Raw genomic sequence first — 15,102 nt, 5'->3', positions numbered from 1 at the left:
TCGCTGGCAAGCCAGCTCCCACAATGTCACGGGACTGCGTGTTCCTGAAGCTGGCCGAGCCGGCTGCGCGTGCGGGCCAGGTCAATGGCCTGGCCGGCGAGGCTTTCGGCCAGCGGCCGCTCGCTGATCAGCATCAGGCGCTTGTCCTGATCGTACAGCACGTCGATCAGGTTGATGAAGCGCTGTTGCACGGCAATCGAGCACTCGTCCAGCAGTGGCAGGTGGTCGATGATCCAGGTGTCGAAGCGCCCGCTCAGGTCCAGGTAGTCCATCACCGCGGTAGGCTGCTCGCAGATGTCGTCGAAGGTGAAATGAATGGTCCGCTCATGGCTCATGCGCGCCCGCAGCTGGCGCTTGCCCACGGCCAGGGGGAAGGGCGGCAGGTCGGCGGCCGGCAGCTTCAGCGCCTGGCGCTGGGCCGCAGTGCCCGGCCACACGTAGTGCCCCAGGGTGAATTGCTGCTCGCTGGCGGCGCTGGGCAGGGCGCGGTAGTCCTGGGCGCCGCCCACTTCCATGACCTGCATCTGCGCGTTGATCAGGCGGATCACCGGCAGGAAGCGTTCGTGGTACAGCGGGTTGGGCAGCAGGCCCTCGGGCGGGTAGTTGGACGTCACCATCAGGAAGATGCCGCGCGCATCCAGCGCCTTGAACAGGCGGGTCAGCAGCATGGCGTCGCCGATGTCGTGCACGTGGAACTCGTCGAAACACAGCACCCGGCAGTCGCTGAGCAGCTCGTCCAGAGTGGTTTCCAGGGCATTGGCCTGCTCGCGGTTGCGGAACATGCCTTCGTGCAGCCGGGCGAAGAAGTCATGGAAATGCAGGCGGCGTTTATGGGCCATCGGTAACGCCTGGTAGAAACCATCCAGCAGCCAGCTCTTGCCGCGCCCCACGGCGCCGTACAGGTACAGGCTGCGCGGCTGCGCCACGTCTTCCTGCAACAGCGGCTCCACGCGCTCGGCCATGCTGTCGATGACCTGCTGCTGGCCGTGGCTCAGGGTATAACCCTGTTGCTGGGCCTTGTGCTGGAAGTACTCGGTGATCTGCGCCCCGCGCCCCAGGTGGCGGCGGCCCAGGGCGTTGCCCAGGCGGGACTTGAACCAGGATTTCTTTGGCGGTAACGCGGCCAAGGGGCTTTCCTCATACTGGACAGGAGGCCCACGGTGGGCCGTGGCGGGTATTTAAGCAAAAGCGGCGGGGTGGCGGCCAGCGCGGTGGGTGAAGGGGTGGGCGATTGTCGGACTGTGGTCGATTTCAAAGTCGGCCAGCTACGCCCTGCGATACGAGTCAGGACGGGAGCAGGTGATAGCCAATGTTGGGCAATGGATTGGACGAGTTGCCGATGTGCCAGATGTACACGAAGGAAACTTGTTGTTTTGTCTCATCTGCGGGGCGCTTGAGGGTGTCAGTTGAGAGCAGGAAAAAATCCCCGGCTATCTGCTGAGCTTGATTTCCGCCCCCGAGGTTGCCATCGGTCCGCTGTAGTACGCCGTTCAATCGATCGAACCGTTGCGTTGAAACTATGCCCGCCAGTATCGAAACACAAAATCCACTGTTGAACAGAAGCATTTTCTTCCAATCCTCCACCAACAGGTTAACGCTTGCACTCGTACTTTTAAGTTCAATGGCAAAATCCACGGGGCAGTTTGCTGGGCCGATGGTGAGGTCCATCCGTTGCCTGCTGTTGGGGTAAAAGGTTTCTTTAGTGGAGACGAACGAGGTTGATAACAGGTCGACCAATACCTCGCGCAGTGCCTGGCGGATGACGAATTCGTCAATGGCACGATCTACTTCAGCCCCTGCATCGAAATACAGAGCCATCATCTTGATCGTCAGTCGGGTCGCCACTGTCTCCCAGTTCAGTTCCAGGTTGGCGGTCAAAGGGGGCAGGTGTATAGGGTCAGAGTTCATCATGGTAACCCCTGGCCAACAGCTCAGGGGCTAGCCCGCAAAGTTCCCCGGCGGCCCACCATGACAAACGATGATTACGACCGGCCATGCCCGGATAGAAGTAAACTTGCCTGATCGTGTACTTGTCCAGGAAGTTCACGGTGCCGTGGGGGTAGTGTTCAAGCCACAGTAGTGGGGCTTGCAGGTTCAGTGTTGAAACAAGCAGTTCACGAATGTCCATCACCCCTTGGGAGATGGACCTGCCGTAATTATCACTGCGCTCGCTGCACACGACACAGGCCACGCCATCGGATTTACGCAGCACGACCAGCACGTCGCAGATACATGGAAACTGTGGGTAACGGCTCTTGAATTCAAAGCCTTTGCATTCCTTGCACCATTCCACATCGTCGAATGATTGTTGAATTGTTTCGAAGGTGTTCACGTCGATATCCTGTCTCGGTGGGTGCAAGAAGGTTATCGGTGATGGACGGGTTTACCTATCCCGACGTGGTCTGAAATATGTGTAGGAATATTTTCCAAGGCCTGGCACCTGTAGCAGCCACCAGGCCAGCGCCAGCACGGCCACTCCTGCGCCCAGCGCGCACACCGCCTGCCACCCCCACTGCGCATACACCTGGGTGGCCGCCAGCGCCCCCAGCGCGCTGCCCACCGAATAGAAACACATGTACGCGCCGATCAGCTGGCTTTGCCCCTGTGATGGCTCCGCCAGCAGCAGGCTCTGGTTGGTGACGTGCACCGCCTGCACGGCGAAGTCCAGCATCAGCACGCCCAGCAGCAACGCCCAGAGGCTGGACGGCGCCCAGGCGATCGGCAGCCAGGCGCCGGCCAGCAGCGCCAGGGCCCAGCCGCTGGTGCGCCGGGCCAGGCCGGCGTCGGCCCAGCGCCCGGCCCGGGCCGCACCCAGGGCGCCGACGATGCCGGCCAGGCCGAACAGGCCGACCTGGGTGTGGTTGAGTGACCACGGCGGGGCGCTGAGGGGCAGGGCCATGCTCGACCAGAGGATGCTGAAGTCGGCGAACACCAGCATCGCCAGCACCCCGCGCTGGCGCAGCAGGCGGTGGTGCAGGAACAGCCGGGCCATGGTGCGCAGCAATTGCCCATAGGTCTGCCGTGTGGCCACGGCGGCCGGCCCGGGCATGGCCTTACCCAGCAGCAGCGCCATGCCCAGCATCAGCCCGGCGAAGCCGGCGAACGCCAGGCGCCAGCCACCCACGTCGGCGACCGCGCCCGACAGCAGGCGGGCCAGCAGGATGCCGACGACGATGCCGCTGGTGACCGTGCCAATCACCTGGCCCCGTTGCGCAGGGTTAGCCAGGCTGGCGGCGTAGGCCACCACCACTTGCACCACTACGGCCATCAGGCCCACCCCCAGCATGGCCGCCAGCAGCAACCACCACTGGCCCGCCTGCGCACCCAGCACCAGCGCCGCGCAGGAAAGCAGCAGTTGGCCGATGATCATGCGCCGGCGGTCCAGGCGCTCGGCCAGCGGCACGATCAACAGCAGCCCGGCACCGTAGCCGCATTGGGTGAGGGTGACCAGCAACCCCAGGTCCCCAGGCGCCACGCCCAGGCTTGCGCCGATCGAGCGTAGCAGCGGCTGGATGAAGTACACGGTGGCCACCGCCAGGCCGGCGGTCAGCGCCAGCAGCCAGGTGAGGCGCGGTGAGAGGTGATTCATTGCGGGGCTGTCCTGTCAGGCAATGAGGTTTCAAAAAGAAACCAGGTTTTGCGTTTCTAGCAATTCTGGTTTTAATATGCAACCACATATGCCCGGCCGGTATCTCGCCATGACCTCACCCAGCGCCTCGCAACAAGCCCAATGCCCCGTGTTTCGCAGCCTGGAGACAGTCGGCGAGCGCTGGTCGCTGCTGATCGTGCGCGATGCCTTCGACGGCCTGCGACGCTTCGGTGAGTTCCAGAAAAGCCTGGGCCTGGCAAAGAACATCCTCGCCGCGCGGCTCAAGGCTTTGGTGGAGGCGGGGGTGTTCGACCTGCGCCCGGCGTCGGACGGCAGCGCCTACAAGGAATACGTGCTGACGGCCCAGGGGCGGGCGCTGTTTCCCGTGGTGGTGGCGCTGCGCCAGTGGGGCGAGCAGCACCTGTATCAGGCGGGCGAAGCCCATTCCCTGCTGCTGGACGCCGACGCCCGCCAGCCGCTGGCGCCCCTGCAGGTGCGTTCGCAGCAGGGGCGGCTGGTGGGGCCGCAAGACTGCGTGCGCACGCCGGCGGTTTAACGCCCGTCCAGGTGCGTCAGGCCGGTCAGGGTATCGGCGATTTTCTTGGTCCGCTGGGAGGTGCCCTCGGTCATCCGGCTTGAATTCTCCAGGTCGCCGAGCAGCTCGCGCAGGGTGCCCACGGCTGTCGACTGCTCCTCGATCTGCAACGCCACGTTCTGGATTTCCCCGGCCAGGGCGTCGATGTCCACGCCGATCTCGCCGGCGTTCTTGCGGGTGATTTCCGCCAGCTTGCGCACCTCATCCGCCACCACCGCGAAGCCACGCCCGGTCTCGCCGGCGCGCGCGGCTTCGATGGCGGCGTTCAGGGCCAACAGGTTGGTCTGCCCGGCGATCTGCTGGATGACCTGGACAATGGACTGGATGCGCAGGCTCGACTGCGCCAGGTCACGGGCGCTGCCCACTACCTGGTCGGCGTGGCTGGACAGCCCGGCCACGGTGTTGCCGGCCTGGGCGGTGACGCTGTTCTGCTGGTTGATGGTGCCGGTCAGCTCGTCCATGGACAGGTGCAGCTCGCCGGAGTAGTGCTGCAGCTGCCGGGCAATCTCTTCCTGCTGGTGGGTGGCCTGGGACAGCACCATGCCCAGGTCGGCGAGGCCGTCGAACACCGGCAGCACGCTGGCGTCCAGGCCGTGGGTGTCGAGGCTGCTGGTGAATTGCTGGTGCTTGAAGGCGTCGATCTGCTTGACCACCACGCGGTTCAAACCCGCCAGCTTCTGGATCTGCCGGCGCAGGAAAAAGGCCTTGAACTCGCCGTAGTGGCTGGCGAAATTGTCGATGTAGTCGTCGCTGAACGTGGCGTCGTTGGCCACCTTGAAAAAGAAGATCGCGGTCAGCGTCTGGTTCAGGTTCAGCCCCAGGATCTCGCCGAAGGTGGAAAAGCCGGCCACCGGCACGTCGCCGAACACCCCGGTCATCTCGCCCAGTTTGCCGGCGTTGTTGGCCCGGCGCAGGATGCAGTCGTTGAGCAGGCCCACCAGCGGCTGGCCGCCCTTGCCCTGCAGGAAACGCTGGAAGTCGCGCTGGGTAGAATCGCGCAGCGAGGTGCGCTTGACCATCACCAGCTCTTCGCCGGGGGCCACGTCGCAGAACAGGTGCACGGTCTCGCGGGCGTAGTCGATGCGGGCGATGGAGCGCACGAACAGCTCCTCGCCCACGCGAATGGCGAAGGAGTATTCGGCCAGGTATTTGTCCAGCTGGTTGGGGGCGCATTTGAACGCGTCGCACAGGGCCGCGACCATGGTCTTGATGTTGCCGGCGGCGTCGAACACCTGGTGGATGTAGCGCTCTTCCAGCGACGCGGTAAGCACGCTGAACGACAGCTTCGTGGGCTCGAAATTCTGGCTCTTGAACACGCCGAAGCGCACCTGTGGCGCACACTTGAGGAAGACGATCTGCGCGTGGTTCTGGTAGCTGCGCTGGCCGTCGTGCAACAGGGTGGCCTTGAAGTCGTCCTTGCCGCCCGCCGAGCCGCCGACGAACAGGCAGGGGAAGCGCCCGGACTCGTACAGCGCCTCCATGAAGAACGATTCCGAGGCGGACAGGCCGTCGAACAGCACGTAGGCGAGGGTGTCGCGGTTGTCGATGGGCAGGCTGACCCGCGTGCGCTTGAGGGTGGCCGCCAGGCTGGCGATGCGTTCGCGCATGGGCAGGCGCTTGCCACCGGCGCGGATGTCCTCGGACAGCAGCGGCACGCTGACCAGCTCGGCGCTGGCGATGACGCTGGCGTCGAACAGCTGCAGCACGATGCGGTCCCACTGGCCCTGGGCGTTGCAGTACAGCGCGTCACTGGCGCTGCACAGCTCGCCGGCGGTGGTGCACAGGCTCAGGGTGGCCTGGGGGAAGCGCTGGCGCAGTTGCCGGGCCACGGCGTCGAGGTCCAGGTGTGGCGAGATGAAACCGGCGATGAACGTGGGCGTCAGCTTCACGCCTTGCAGCGTGCTGCCCAGCGCGTTGAAGGTGCACAGCACGCTGGCGGTCCCGGGGGCGTTCGATGTGGCCTGGCGGAGAAAGCGGAAAGGGTTCATCGGGTTCGGGACCTTTGGGCGGCAGATTTTTAATGGGGTGCCTGATCAGTGCATCGACCTGTTGCGCCAGGACTTGACCGGATCAGTACCAAGGTATGACAGCTGGTAGCTGAAACGTTTTACCCGGTGCATCAAGACGACGATTGCCTCTGGCGCGTCACGCATCAACTTTGACAAAAAGGGCTGAAAACCCGCTGCTGGCGCGCGCCAGGCAAGGCTTGTGCGTGTATCAATACGCTGACCGAAGTGGCAACTTCTGCCTCGAATGCTAGCCTCCAGTTCACGGATGCGCCTCGCAAGGAGTGAGGGTGTGAAGGGATTAGCGATCGCCGCGCTGTCGAGCCTGATGCTCGGCGGCCCGGCACTGGCCACGGAGTTGCAGGTCGAGGTGCGCGTGAACGTGCAGCGCGGCTGCGTGCTGCTGGGCCAGGTGCGCGACGCTGGCCCGCAACACCTGGGGCTGCTGGATTTCGGCAGCGCCGCGCGCCTGGACGACCCCGCTGGCCCACTGTCGGCGCAACTGCCCCGCACCCGCCTGCCGCGCCTCGAATGCAACCCCGACACCGCTTATCAGGTGCAGGTCGACGGCGGCCAGCACGGCGGGGTGGGCGACGTGCGCTACCTGGCCAGCGCTGCTGGCAACGCCATTCCCTACCGCCTCTATAGTGACCCGGCGCGCCGCGTGCCTTTTGCTGTCGATCAGCCGCTAAGCGGCCGCGTGCCGGCCACCGGCACCATCGAACTGCCGCTGTACGCCCGCATCGAACCGCTGGCCCAGGTGCCCCGTGCCGGGCAATACAGTGACCTGTTGAAGGTGACCGTGACATGGTAGGCCACTGGCTGGCCGCCGTGCTCGCGCTGCTGTGGGCCGGCCATGCCGTGGCCGCGGTCAATGGCGTCAGCGGGCAGATCCAGGCGCGCCTGGTGATCACCGCCGGCTGTGAGGTGCAAAGCGCCGGCAGCACCCTGGCCACCGGCTCGCTGGGCGCCCTGGATTTCGGCGACCAGGGCCCTACCTGGAACGCGCCCATCGGCGCCAACGTCGCCAACGGCGGCAGCGCCCTGCAGGTGGCTTGCAACCCGACGGTCACCGGCTTCAGCGTCACCATCGATGGCGGCGCCAACGGCGACGGCACCACCCGGCGCCTGAGCAACGGCAGCCGCACCATCCCATACCAGCTGTATCAGAACGCCGCCGGCACCGAGCGCTACAGCATCGGCGAGCAGAAGACCTTCGCCGTCAGCAGTGGCGGGCAAATCCCTATCCCGATCTTCGGCGCCGTGGTGGCCAACCCCCGCGCGCTGCCGGCGGGCATCTACCGCGACACCCTGCGGGTGACCCTGAACTGGTAACACAAGCACTGGTAACACAAGGAGTGAATCATGCACGCACAGGCTTTTCGTTCTGCCGCCCTGTTACCGGCCCTGGCCTTGCTGGCCGCGATGACGCCCGCCGCCCAGGCCGCCACCACGGTCACCGGCCAGGTTACCGCCAGCCTGGTGCTGACCAGCAGCTGCCTGGTGAACGGCGTGGCCGGCAGCACCAATATCAATTTCGGTAACTTGAACTTCGGCACCACCAGCAGCCTGTTCACCCAGGCCAGCAGCCAGGTGCTGGGCGGTGGCGGCGGGGCCATGTCGATACTCTGCTCGGCCGGCACCGTGCCGGTGGTGAAGGTGCGCGCCGGCAGCCATGACGGCCAGGCCACCGGTGGTGCCCGGGCGCTGGCCGACGGCGCCGGGCATTTCGTGCCCTACGACTTCTTCACCGACACCGGCTTCTCCAACCTGCTGGCCATCGACGGCACCATCAGCCTGGCGACCAGCACCGGCGTGGCGCAGACGGTCAACCTCTACGGCCGCGCCATCGGCGTCGCCGGACTGCCGGCGGGCACCTACACGGACACGGTAGCGGTCGAGCTGACGTTCTAGCCATGGTCGGCCTCAAGGGCGCGCTGCTACTGGCGAGCCTGGCGGCGCCCTGGCCGCTGGACGCCGCCACCACCAGCACCTTCCTGGTCAACGCGGCCATCACCAGCGGTTGCCTGGTGGTGGGTGGCGGCAGCAACTACGGCAGCCTCAACTTCGGCAGCTGGTCGGCGCTGGCCACCGGCACGGCAACGGCGGCGGTGCCCGGCACCGGGGTGAAGCTGCAGTGCACCCCGGGGGTGACCCTGAACATGAAAGTGGACGGCGGCCAGAACGCCGGCACCTCGCGCAACCTCAAGGCCGGCAGCGCGCTGGTGGCCTACCAGCTGTTTCGCGACGCGGCCTACAGCCAGGCGCTTGGCATCAGCCAGAGCGTCACCGTGGCGTACAGCGATTCAACCAACATCAGCCTGCCGATCTATGGCCGGCTGAGCCTGCCGGGCAATGTGCCGGCGGGCAGCTACAGCGATGTCTTGCAAGTGGAATTGTCCTGGTAAGCCGGGGCGCCCTCGAATGTTGCCTGTGGAGTGAATGTATGTGGCGTTGGGGCAGTGTGTGTTGTGGGGTGCTGTTGCCGTTCGCGGTGCAAGCGGCCAGTTCGGTGCTGATCTGGCCCATCGACCCGGTGCTGGAGGCCGACCAGCAGGCCAGTGCGCTGTGGCTGGAGAACCGTGGCAGCGAGCCGGCTGATTTGCAGATCCGCGTGTTCGGCTGGAGCCAGAGCGGTTTCGATGACCAGTACCAGAACCAGCGCGACGTGATCGGCAGCCCGCCGGTGGCGCACATCGCGCCCGGCCAGAAGCAGCTGGTACGCCTGACCCGCACCCGGGAAATACCGCCGGGCCAGGAGCAGGCCTACCGCATCATCATCGACGAGATTCCCGCTGCCCAGGCGCCGGGGCCGGACGGCCAGGGCAAGACTGCCGCGGCCATCCGTTTCCAGATGCGCTATTCAGTACCGCTGTTCGCCTACGGCGCCGGCCTGTGGAGCAAGCCCGACCCCAGCCGCGAGCGCGACCCCAAGGGCGCGGGCGTGCCGGCGTTGACCTGGAGAACGGTCAGCGAGGGCGGCAAGGACTTCGTCGAGATCCGCAACCAGGGCCCGGTGCACGCGCGCCTCACGGACGTGGCGCTGCAGCAGGGCGCGCAGCGCCGGGCGTTGGGCGAGGGCTTGCTGGGCTACGTGCTGCCGGGGGCGAGCATGCGCTGGCCGCTGCCGGCAACGGCGCAGGTGTCGGCGTTGCAAGGCCGGGTCAATGGCGGTGACGCGCCGCAAGCCCTGGCGCCTGCGCGCTGAGCGGCGTTTTCGTGGTTGGCTTGATAAGGGAGATGCCCCATCGATCGGCACGGATGCCCCTCGACACTGACGTGGTTCACCCTGGGGTGGCTGTTGTACCCCTGTGCCGCGCTGGCCGGGGAGCTACCGCCGCCGCCCACCGGCCAGGAGGCTGTGCCCGATGCGTCGCTGTACCTTGAACTGGTGGTCAACCAGATGAGCACGGGCCGCGTGGTGCAGGTGCAACAACGGGCCGGGCAACTCTACCTGCCGCTGTCGGACCTGCAGGCCGCCGGGCTGAAACTGTCGGGTGTCGCTGGCCCCGAGGTGGCGCTGGACAGCGTGCAGGGCCTGCACACCGACTACGACAGCCAGGCCCAGCGCCTGCTGCTGGACGTGCCGCCCGACTGGCTGCCGGCCCAGCGTATAGGCAGCAGCCAGGCCTACCCGCGCAGCCAGGCCATGAGCAGCTTCGGCGCGCTGCTCAACTACGACCTGTACCTGAACGACACCGACGACCTGGGCCGCTACCTGGCGGCCTACAACGAGCTGCGCATTTTCGACAGCTGGGGCACGGTGTCCAGCACCGGGCAGCTGCGCCAGAGCCTGTCGGGCAATGCCTACGCGGACACCAGCCGTTTCCGCCGCTACGACACCACCTGGCGCTACAGCGACGACGAACGCCTGCTGACCGTGGAGGCCGGCGACCTGGTCAGCGGTTCCTTGCCCTGGAGCAACTCGGTGCGCCTGGGCGGGGTGCAGCTGTCACGGGACTTTTCCGTGCGGCCGGACCTGGTCACCTACCCATTGCCGGCGTTTGCCGGCGAGGCGGCGGTGCCGTCGTCGGTGGACCTGTTCATCAACGGCTACAAGAGCACCAGTGCGCAATTGCAGCCCGGCCCCTACACCCTCACCAACATCCCCTACATCAACGGGGCCGGCGAGGCGGTGGTGGTGACCACCGACGCCCTGGGGCGGCAGGTGTCCACCACCTTGCCGTTCTACGTCACCAGCACTTTGTTGCAGCAAGGCCTGATGGATTTCTCCGTGGCGGCGGGCAGCGTGCGCCGGGACTACGGCCTCAAGGACTTTGCCTACGGCCCCGGCGCCTCCACCGGCAGCGTGCGCTATGGCCTCAGCGACTACCTGACCCTGGAGGGCCACGCCGAAGCTGCGCAGTCCCTGAACCTGGGCGGCGTGGGCGGCAACCTGCGCCTGGGCAACCTCGGCGTGCTCAACACCGCCGTCAGCCAAAGCCGCTACGACGGCCTCGGCGGCCAGCAGTACAGCCTGGGCTATCAGTACAACAACCCGCGTTTCAGCTTCAATTACCAACGCCTGCAACGTCGCGACGACTATGCCGACCTGACCCTGGTGGACTCGCCCTACACGCGCATGAGCCAGCGCAGCCAGCAGGCCACCCTCAGCGTCAACCTGGACCGCTACGGCAGCCTGGGCGCCGGCTATTTCGACGTGCGCGCCGGCGACGATTCGCGCACCCGGCTGCTCAACCTCACCTGGAGCAAACCGCTGTGGGGCAACAGCAGTTTCTACCTGTCGGCGAACCATGAAATCGGCGCCAGCAACTGGGCCGTGCAAGCGCAGGTGACCATACCCATCGACCTGCGCGGCAACCTCAGCGTTGGCATCGAGCGCAACCAGCAGGGCCAGACCCAGCAACGGGTCAACTACAGCCGCGCGGTGCCCACCGAGGGCGGCGTCGGCTACAACCTGGGCTACTCGCGCGGCGACCAGCAGACCTACCGCCAGGCCGATGCGACCTGGCGCTTGCAGTCGGTGCAATTGCAGGTGGGCGCCTATGGCACCAGCGAGCAGACCACGCGCTGGGCCGACGCCGCTGGTTCGCTGGTGTGGATGGACGGCAGCCTGTTCGCCGCCAACCGCATCGACGACGCCTTCGTGCTGGTGAGCACCGACGGCTACGGCGGTGTGCCGGTGCGCTACGAAAACCAGCGCGTCGGCGACACCGACCGCAGCGGGCACCTGCTAGTGCCGTGGACCAGTGGCTACTACCGCGGCAAATACGAGATCGATCCGCTCAACCTGCCGGCCAACGTGCGCAGCCCTTCGGTGGAACAGCGCGTGGCCGTGCGCCGCGGCAGTGGCTACTTGCTGGAGTTCCCGCTGACCCGGGTGGTGGCCGCCAGCCTGGTGCTGGTGGACGCCCAACAGCAACACCTGGCCCTGGGCAGCAACGTGCTGCACGAACAGAGTGGCGCGCGCACCGTGGTCGGCTGGGACGGCCTGGTGTACCTGGAAAACCTGGCGGCGCACAACAGCCTGGTGGTGGAGCGGGGCGACGGCAGCCAGTGCCGGGTGCAGTTCGACCTGGACGTGCAGCAGCAGGGCGAGGTGCCCCTGTTGGGGCCGTTGGTGTGCCAGTGAAGGCGTGCTTGGCGGCGGGCCTGGCGCTGCTGGCGGCCGGCACCGGGGCCCAGGCTGCCTGCGCGATCTCCACGCCAACGCCGCCCACCTTTGGCCAGGTCAGCTCGGTGCTGCTGCGCACCACGGTGCAGTCCACGTCCACCACCAATGGCGCGCTGACCTGTACCGGATCGTTGCTGAGCCTGCTGGGCAGCGGCGATCACTTCTACCTCACCGTGACCTCCAGCCAGGCCGGCCTGCAGGTCGGCAGCAGCGGCGCGGTGATCGGCTACACCGTCTACGCCAACGACAGCACCAGCTACCCGCTGACCCGCGGCGTGGCCTACGACTTTGCGCGCAACTCGATCATCGACGCCCTGGGCCTGCTGGCCGGCTCCTCGCCCAAGTCGGTGCCGCTGTACCTCAAGACCATCATCGGCAGCAACGTGCCGGCGGGCATCTACACCGAAACCCTGAACCTGGCGTGGAGCTGGAATTATTGCTCGGGCATCGGCATTGGTGCCATCTGCCTGGGCCGCGACATCGGTTCGGGCGCCACCACTATGCAGGTCACCCTGCAAGTCACCAACGACTGCCAGATCACCGCGCCCAACCTCGACTTCGGCAGCGCGCCGCTGGTGCTGGGTTTTGCCACGGTGAACAGCAGCATCAGCGTGGCCTGCACCCTGGGCAGTGCCTACACCGTGGGCCTCAGCGATGGCGGCTACCCGCTTAGCGCCGGCGGGCGGCGGCGCATGATCTCCGGCAGCAACTACCTGGCCTACGACCTGTTCAAGAGCGCCGGCAGCGTGCGCTGGGGCAGCACTGGGGCGGCGCGGCGCAGCAGCAGCGACGCCGAGGTGAACCCGGGCAACGGCACGGGGACGGGGAGCCAGGTGTTCAACTTCAATGGCAAGGTGTACACCGACCAGGTGACGCCGCCGGTGGGGGGGTATCAGGACAGTGTGGTGGTGGATGTGGCGTTTTAACGAGGCGCCTGGGGGAAGGGGGCAGGGAAAGATACGCTTACATAATTGCCAGCTAAAACAGGGCGTTAGCTTGATCCTTTCGGCGTTCGGCGTGACACAATCGTGCGCTTCTGGTGAGGCCTTCACCTTTCCATCATTGGGTCGTCATTTGTCTGATCTGCTCAATCTCAAAGCAAATGCGCTGGTATGTCATCCTTGCGGCGGGCTGAGTTTCGGGGCTGTCCCGCAGATGCCTGCCTTTGGCCTGCCGGGTGGGGATATATTCGTTCGTGTGGGCGTGCACATAGCTGAAAACCGAGGGTACGGCATTCGCCACATATGGGAGGCGCACCAATCGGAGCTGAGGAAGCATGGCTGCGGCCACATGGACGAAATACCCGCTCTTCTGGCCCGAATGATCGTCGTGGGGGCGCCTATCTATTGCGAGTTTCGAGAACTTCGGGGCAACCATCGGTTGGCAATCATGAAAACACCAACTGGCTCCGTGGTGTTGGAGCCGAGGAATGAGCGACGGGGTTTCGGCTATTACGTCGTCACCTGGTACCCAAAACGGCGGCTGGACGGGACTCTGGTCGGGAAAATAACCATAGCGACAGGCCAGGCATGAAAAAGGCGCCCCGTGGGGCGCCTTTAAAGTTCATGAGGAGTAGTCGCAGCGATTCTTTAGCTCCGGACCATTGCTGGTCTTGGGTTCAGGATCCGATGAGATAACCCATCGTCACTACTTCAGAGAGTGCCAGTATCTCTGCTGCCAAAATTCTGGGGGGGCGTTACTGGAGCCCATGCCCAGAGATGCGCATTGCAGTCCTCAACCCGTATTTTCGACCCCTGACGGCAATGTGTCAATTACACAAACATTTCTGAATGCTATGCCCCCCGTAGCAGCTGCCGCCAGGCTGCGTCTGTTACAAGTTTTGCAGGGTCTTCGGCGCAATGTCGACCGGGGCCACCATGGCGTAGTTGTACCCAGGGCCCGACCAGTAGTCCGCCTGCAAATTGCCTTCACGCCGCGAACCGCGTGGCAGCAGGTTGTTGTCCGGGCCTGGCGGGCGGATGTAGAAGGTGACCCGCGCGCCGCGCACGTCCTGGTACAGCACCATGGCGGCCGGGCCCTGGTCGGTGCTGAGCAGTCGCGCGCCCACCGGCTTGAAGCCGGCCTGGCTAAGGTCGGGCAGGCGTTTGGCGTTGGTGAAGTTGCGGTCCAGCCAGGGTTGCAGGGCGGTGGCGTCGCTGACCTTGAAGTCAGCGGGCAGCACGTCTTTCTGCGCGAACAGGCGGTAGGCCTGCAGGGCATCGGTCATCGGCGCCACGCTGGGGTGGCGGGCCTCGTGGGCCTGCCAGCCGCCCAGGCCGCCCAGGCCCACGGCGAGCACCAGCACGGCGGCGCGGGCCAGGTGTTGCTGGTAACGGTGGCGGCGGCGCACGCGCAGGGTGGCCGGGTCCAGCGCCGGGTTGTCGGCCAGGGGCGAGCTGCCCAGCACCGAGCGCAGCAGGCGCGCATCTTTCTGCCAGCCTTTCACTTGGGCGGCGGCCTCGGGATGGCTGTTCAGCCAGGTCTCCAGGCGCTGGCGGTCGGCGGGGTTCAGGCGCAGGTCCACGTAGGCGTGGAGGTCGTGTTCGGTCGGCGGCAAGGTAATCATTTCAATATCCGCAGGGCAGGGCGATGGATCTCGCCTTCGTTGAGCTGGCGCAGCGCCTGGCGGGCGCGCGACAGGCGCGACATGACGGTGCCGATGGGCACTTGCAACACGGTGGCAGCCTCCTGGTAACTCAGGCCTTCCACGGCCACGGCGTGCAGCAGCGCGCGCTGCTCATCACTGAGGCGGTCGAACGACTGCAGGGCCGACTGGGCCATGACCGTGCGCTCCACCGACGGCTGATAGTCATCGCGGCCGGTGAAAAACTCCAGCAACCGCGCATAGCGGCGCGCGCGCCGGTGGTTGTCGACAAACTGGCGGTACAGGATCTGGAACAGCCAGGCGCGCAACTCACCCTCGGCGTCCTTGCTGGCGCGCCGGCTCAAGGCCTTTTCCAGGCAACTCTGCACCAGGTCGTCGGCGCTACTGGGCTCGCGAGTCAACGACAACGCGAAACGGCGCAGGCGCGGCAACAGGATACGCAATTGATCATCAAACTCGTTCATGGCGGCCTGCACGGTGGGGCTCTGTTTCAAGATTAGGCTCTGTACGAGATGTATTCCAGCGAAGGCCAGGCAAGGCGAAAACAGGCGAGGAAGCGGAGTTTACGGGTTGTAAATGAGCATTCCGAGCCTGTTTTCAACGCAGCATGGCCGAGCTGGGATGCATTTCGTACAGAGGCTAGCAAGACGAATGACGGGGCGTTTTATTCCA

Annotated in this window: 16 protein-coding genes; 9 read left to right on the top strand and 7 right to left on the bottom strand. The window is 65.7% G+C overall.

Annotation, left to right across the window (positions count from 1 at the left end; genetic code table 11):
• Nucleotides 1-26 precede the first annotated feature (26 nt).
• From zapE to ACWKWX_RS23435, 4 genes are all read right to left on the bottom strand, one after another.
• A complete protein-coding gene (zapE, locus tag ACWKWX_RS23450; RefSeq protein ID WP_483829050.1) occupies nucleotides 27-1,127 on the bottom strand; it encodes a cell division protein ZapE in 1,101 nt (366 codons plus the stop codon).
• Between the two features lie 157 nt (nucleotides 1,128-1,284).
• The gene (locus ACWKWX_RS23445) at nucleotides 1,285-1,911 is read right to left on the bottom strand and encodes a hypothetical protein (protein WP_483829049.1); all 627 of its coding nucleotides are present in this window, start codon (nucleotides 1,909-1,911) and stop codon (nucleotides 1,285-1,287) included.
• Nucleotides 1,898-2,332 (bottom strand): hypothetical protein, encoded by a 435-nt coding sequence (locus tag ACWKWX_RS23440; RefSeq protein ID WP_483829048.1) that lies wholly within the window; start codon nucleotides 2,330-2,332, stop codon nucleotides 1,898-1,900. The genes ACWKWX_RS23445 and ACWKWX_RS23440 overlap by 14 nt, the downstream gene beginning before the upstream one ends.
• A 51-nt stretch (nucleotides 2,333-2,383) precedes the next feature.
• Complete coding sequence (locus tag ACWKWX_RS23435) at nucleotides 2,384-3,589, bottom strand: MFS transporter (RefSeq protein WP_483829047.1); 1,206 nt, start codon at nucleotides 3,587-3,589, stop codon at nucleotides 2,384-2,386.
• 109 nt (nucleotides 3,590-3,698) lie between these two features.
• On the opposite strand from ACWKWX_RS23435, the gene ACWKWX_RS23430 reads away from it, so the two are divergent.
• Entirely contained in the window at nucleotides 3,699-4,145 is a 447-nt protein-coding gene (locus ACWKWX_RS23430) for a winged helix-turn-helix transcriptional regulator (RefSeq protein WP_483829046.1), read from the top strand.
• On the opposite strand, the gene ACWKWX_RS23425 is transcribed toward ACWKWX_RS23430, so the two are convergent.
• Nucleotides 4,142-6,172, bottom strand: a complete 2,031-nt coding sequence (locus tag ACWKWX_RS23425; RefSeq protein WP_416425289.1) for a methyl-accepting chemotaxis protein — start codon at nucleotides 6,170-6,172, stop codon at nucleotides 4,142-4,144. The genes ACWKWX_RS23430 and ACWKWX_RS23425 overlap by 4 nt on opposite strands.
• 346 nt (nucleotides 6,173-6,518) lie before the next feature.
• On the opposite strand from ACWKWX_RS23425, the gene ACWKWX_RS23420 reads away from it, so the two are divergent.
• From ACWKWX_RS23420 to ACWKWX_RS23385, 8 genes are all read left to right on the top strand, one after another.
• Nucleotides 6,519-7,004 (top strand): Csu type fimbrial protein, encoded by a 486-nt coding sequence (locus ACWKWX_RS23420; protein ID WP_473006883.1) that lies wholly within the window; start codon nucleotides 6,519-6,521, stop codon nucleotides 7,002-7,004.
• A complete protein-coding gene (locus ACWKWX_RS23415) occupies nucleotides 6,998-7,525 on the top strand; it encodes a Csu type fimbrial protein (RefSeq protein WP_416425288.1) in 528 nt (175 codons plus the stop codon). Before ACWKWX_RS23420 ends, ACWKWX_RS23415 begins: the two co-directional genes overlap by 7 nt.
• A 30-nt stretch (nucleotides 7,526-7,555) precedes the next feature.
• Nucleotides 7,556-8,104, top strand: coding sequence for a Csu type fimbrial protein (locus tag ACWKWX_RS23410; RefSeq protein WP_483829045.1), 549 nt, complete (start codon nucleotides 7,556-7,558; stop codon nucleotides 8,102-8,104).
• Between the two features lie 2 nt (nucleotides 8,105-8,106).
• Nucleotides 8,107-8,598, top strand: a complete 492-nt coding sequence (locus tag ACWKWX_RS23405) for a Csu type fimbrial protein (RefSeq protein WP_416425286.1) — start codon at nucleotides 8,107-8,109, stop codon at nucleotides 8,596-8,598.
• A gap of 38 nt (nucleotides 8,599-8,636) precedes the next feature.
• A complete protein-coding gene (locus ACWKWX_RS23400) occupies nucleotides 8,637-9,398 on the top strand; it encodes a fimbrial biogenesis chaperone (RefSeq protein WP_416425285.1) in 762 nt (253 codons plus the stop codon).
• Nucleotides 9,399-9,491: 93 nt separating this feature from the next.
• Nucleotides 9,492-11,783 carry a fimbria/pilus outer membrane usher protein gene (locus ACWKWX_RS23395; protein ID WP_483829044.1) on the top strand — a complete coding sequence of 764 codons (2,292 nt, stop codon included), beginning with the start codon at nucleotides 9,492-9,494 and terminating at the stop codon, nucleotides 11,781-11,783.
• Nucleotides 11,780-12,751, top strand: a complete 972-nt coding sequence (locus ACWKWX_RS23390; protein WP_416425283.1) for a Csu type fimbrial protein — start codon at nucleotides 11,780-11,782, stop codon at nucleotides 12,749-12,751. The genes ACWKWX_RS23395 and ACWKWX_RS23390 overlap by 4 nt, the downstream gene beginning before the upstream one ends.
• A 70-nt stretch (nucleotides 12,752-12,821) precedes the next feature.
• Nucleotides 12,822-13,358, top strand: coding sequence for a hypothetical protein (locus ACWKWX_RS23385; RefSeq protein ID WP_483829043.1), 537 nt, complete (start codon nucleotides 12,822-12,824; stop codon nucleotides 13,356-13,358).
• A 298-nt stretch (nucleotides 13,359-13,656) separates the two neighbouring features.
• Here the strand turns inward: ACWKWX_RS23385 and ACWKWX_RS23380 are convergent, their stop codons facing one another.
• Together ACWKWX_RS23380 and ACWKWX_RS23375 are read right to left on the bottom strand one after the other, a co-directional pair.
• Nucleotides 13,657-14,391 carry an anti-sigma factor family protein gene (locus tag ACWKWX_RS23380; RefSeq protein ID WP_483829042.1) on the bottom strand — a complete coding sequence of 245 codons (735 nt, stop codon included), beginning with the start codon at nucleotides 14,389-14,391 and terminating at the stop codon, nucleotides 13,657-13,659.
• The gene (locus tag ACWKWX_RS23375; RefSeq protein WP_416427420.1) at nucleotides 14,388-14,894 is read right to left on the bottom strand and encodes a sigma-70 family RNA polymerase sigma factor; all 507 of its coding nucleotides are present in this window, start codon (nucleotides 14,892-14,894) and stop codon (nucleotides 14,388-14,390) included. Before ACWKWX_RS23375 ends, ACWKWX_RS23380 begins: the two co-directional genes overlap by 4 nt.
• Between the last annotated feature and the right edge of the window lie 208 nt (nucleotides 14,895-15,102).

It is taken from the genome of Pseudomonas imperatae (genome assembly GCF_057128625.1).
Note: the sequence above shows the minus strand (reverse complement) of the source record. Positions and strands in the feature narration are given on the sequence as shown.

What these genes read in the sequence shown, in the direction of transcription:
- ACWKWX_RS23375 (WP_416427420.1), bottom strand. Translation starts at nt 14,894, where the DNA reads ATGAACGAGTTTGATGATCAATTGCGTATCCTGTTGCCGCGCCTGCGC.
- ACWKWX_RS23380 (WP_483829042.1), bottom strand. Translation starts at nt 14,391, where the DNA reads ATGATTACCTTGCCGCCGACCGAACACGACCTCCACGCCTACGTGGAC.
- ACWKWX_RS23435 (WP_483829047.1), bottom strand. Translation starts at nt 3,589, where the DNA reads ATGAATCACCTCTCACCGCGCCTCACCTGGCTGCTGGCGCTGACCGCC.
- ACWKWX_RS23410 (WP_483829045.1), top strand. Translation starts at nt 7,556, where the DNA reads ATGCACGCACAGGCTTTTCGTTCTGCCGCCCTGTTACCGGCCCTGGCC.
- ACWKWX_RS23415 (WP_416425288.1), top strand. Translation starts at nt 6,998, where the DNA reads ATGGTAGGCCACTGGCTGGCCGCCGTGCTCGCGCTGCTGTGGGCCGGC.
- ACWKWX_RS23400 (WP_416425285.1), top strand. Translation starts at nt 8,637, where the DNA reads ATGTGGCGTTGGGGCAGTGTGTGTTGTGGGGTGCTGTTGCCGTTCGCG.
- ACWKWX_RS23425 (WP_416425289.1), bottom strand. Translation starts at nt 6,172, where the DNA reads ATGAACCCTTTCCGCTTTCTCCGCCAGGCCACATCGAACGCCCCCGGG.
- ACWKWX_RS23430 (WP_483829046.1), top strand. Translation starts at nt 3,699, where the DNA reads ATGACCTCACCCAGCGCCTCGCAACAAGCCCAATGCCCCGTGTTTCGC.
- ACWKWX_RS23445 (WP_483829049.1), bottom strand. Translation starts at nt 1,911, where the DNA reads ATGATGAACTCTGACCCTATACACCTGCCCCCTTTGACCGCCAACCTG.
- ACWKWX_RS23405 (WP_416425286.1), top strand. Translation starts at nt 8,107, where the DNA reads ATGGTCGGCCTCAAGGGCGCGCTGCTACTGGCGAGCCTGGCGGCGCCC.
- ACWKWX_RS23420 (WP_473006883.1), top strand. Translation starts at nt 6,519, where the DNA reads ATGCTCGGCGGCCCGGCACTGGCCACGGAGTTGCAGGTCGAGGTGCGC.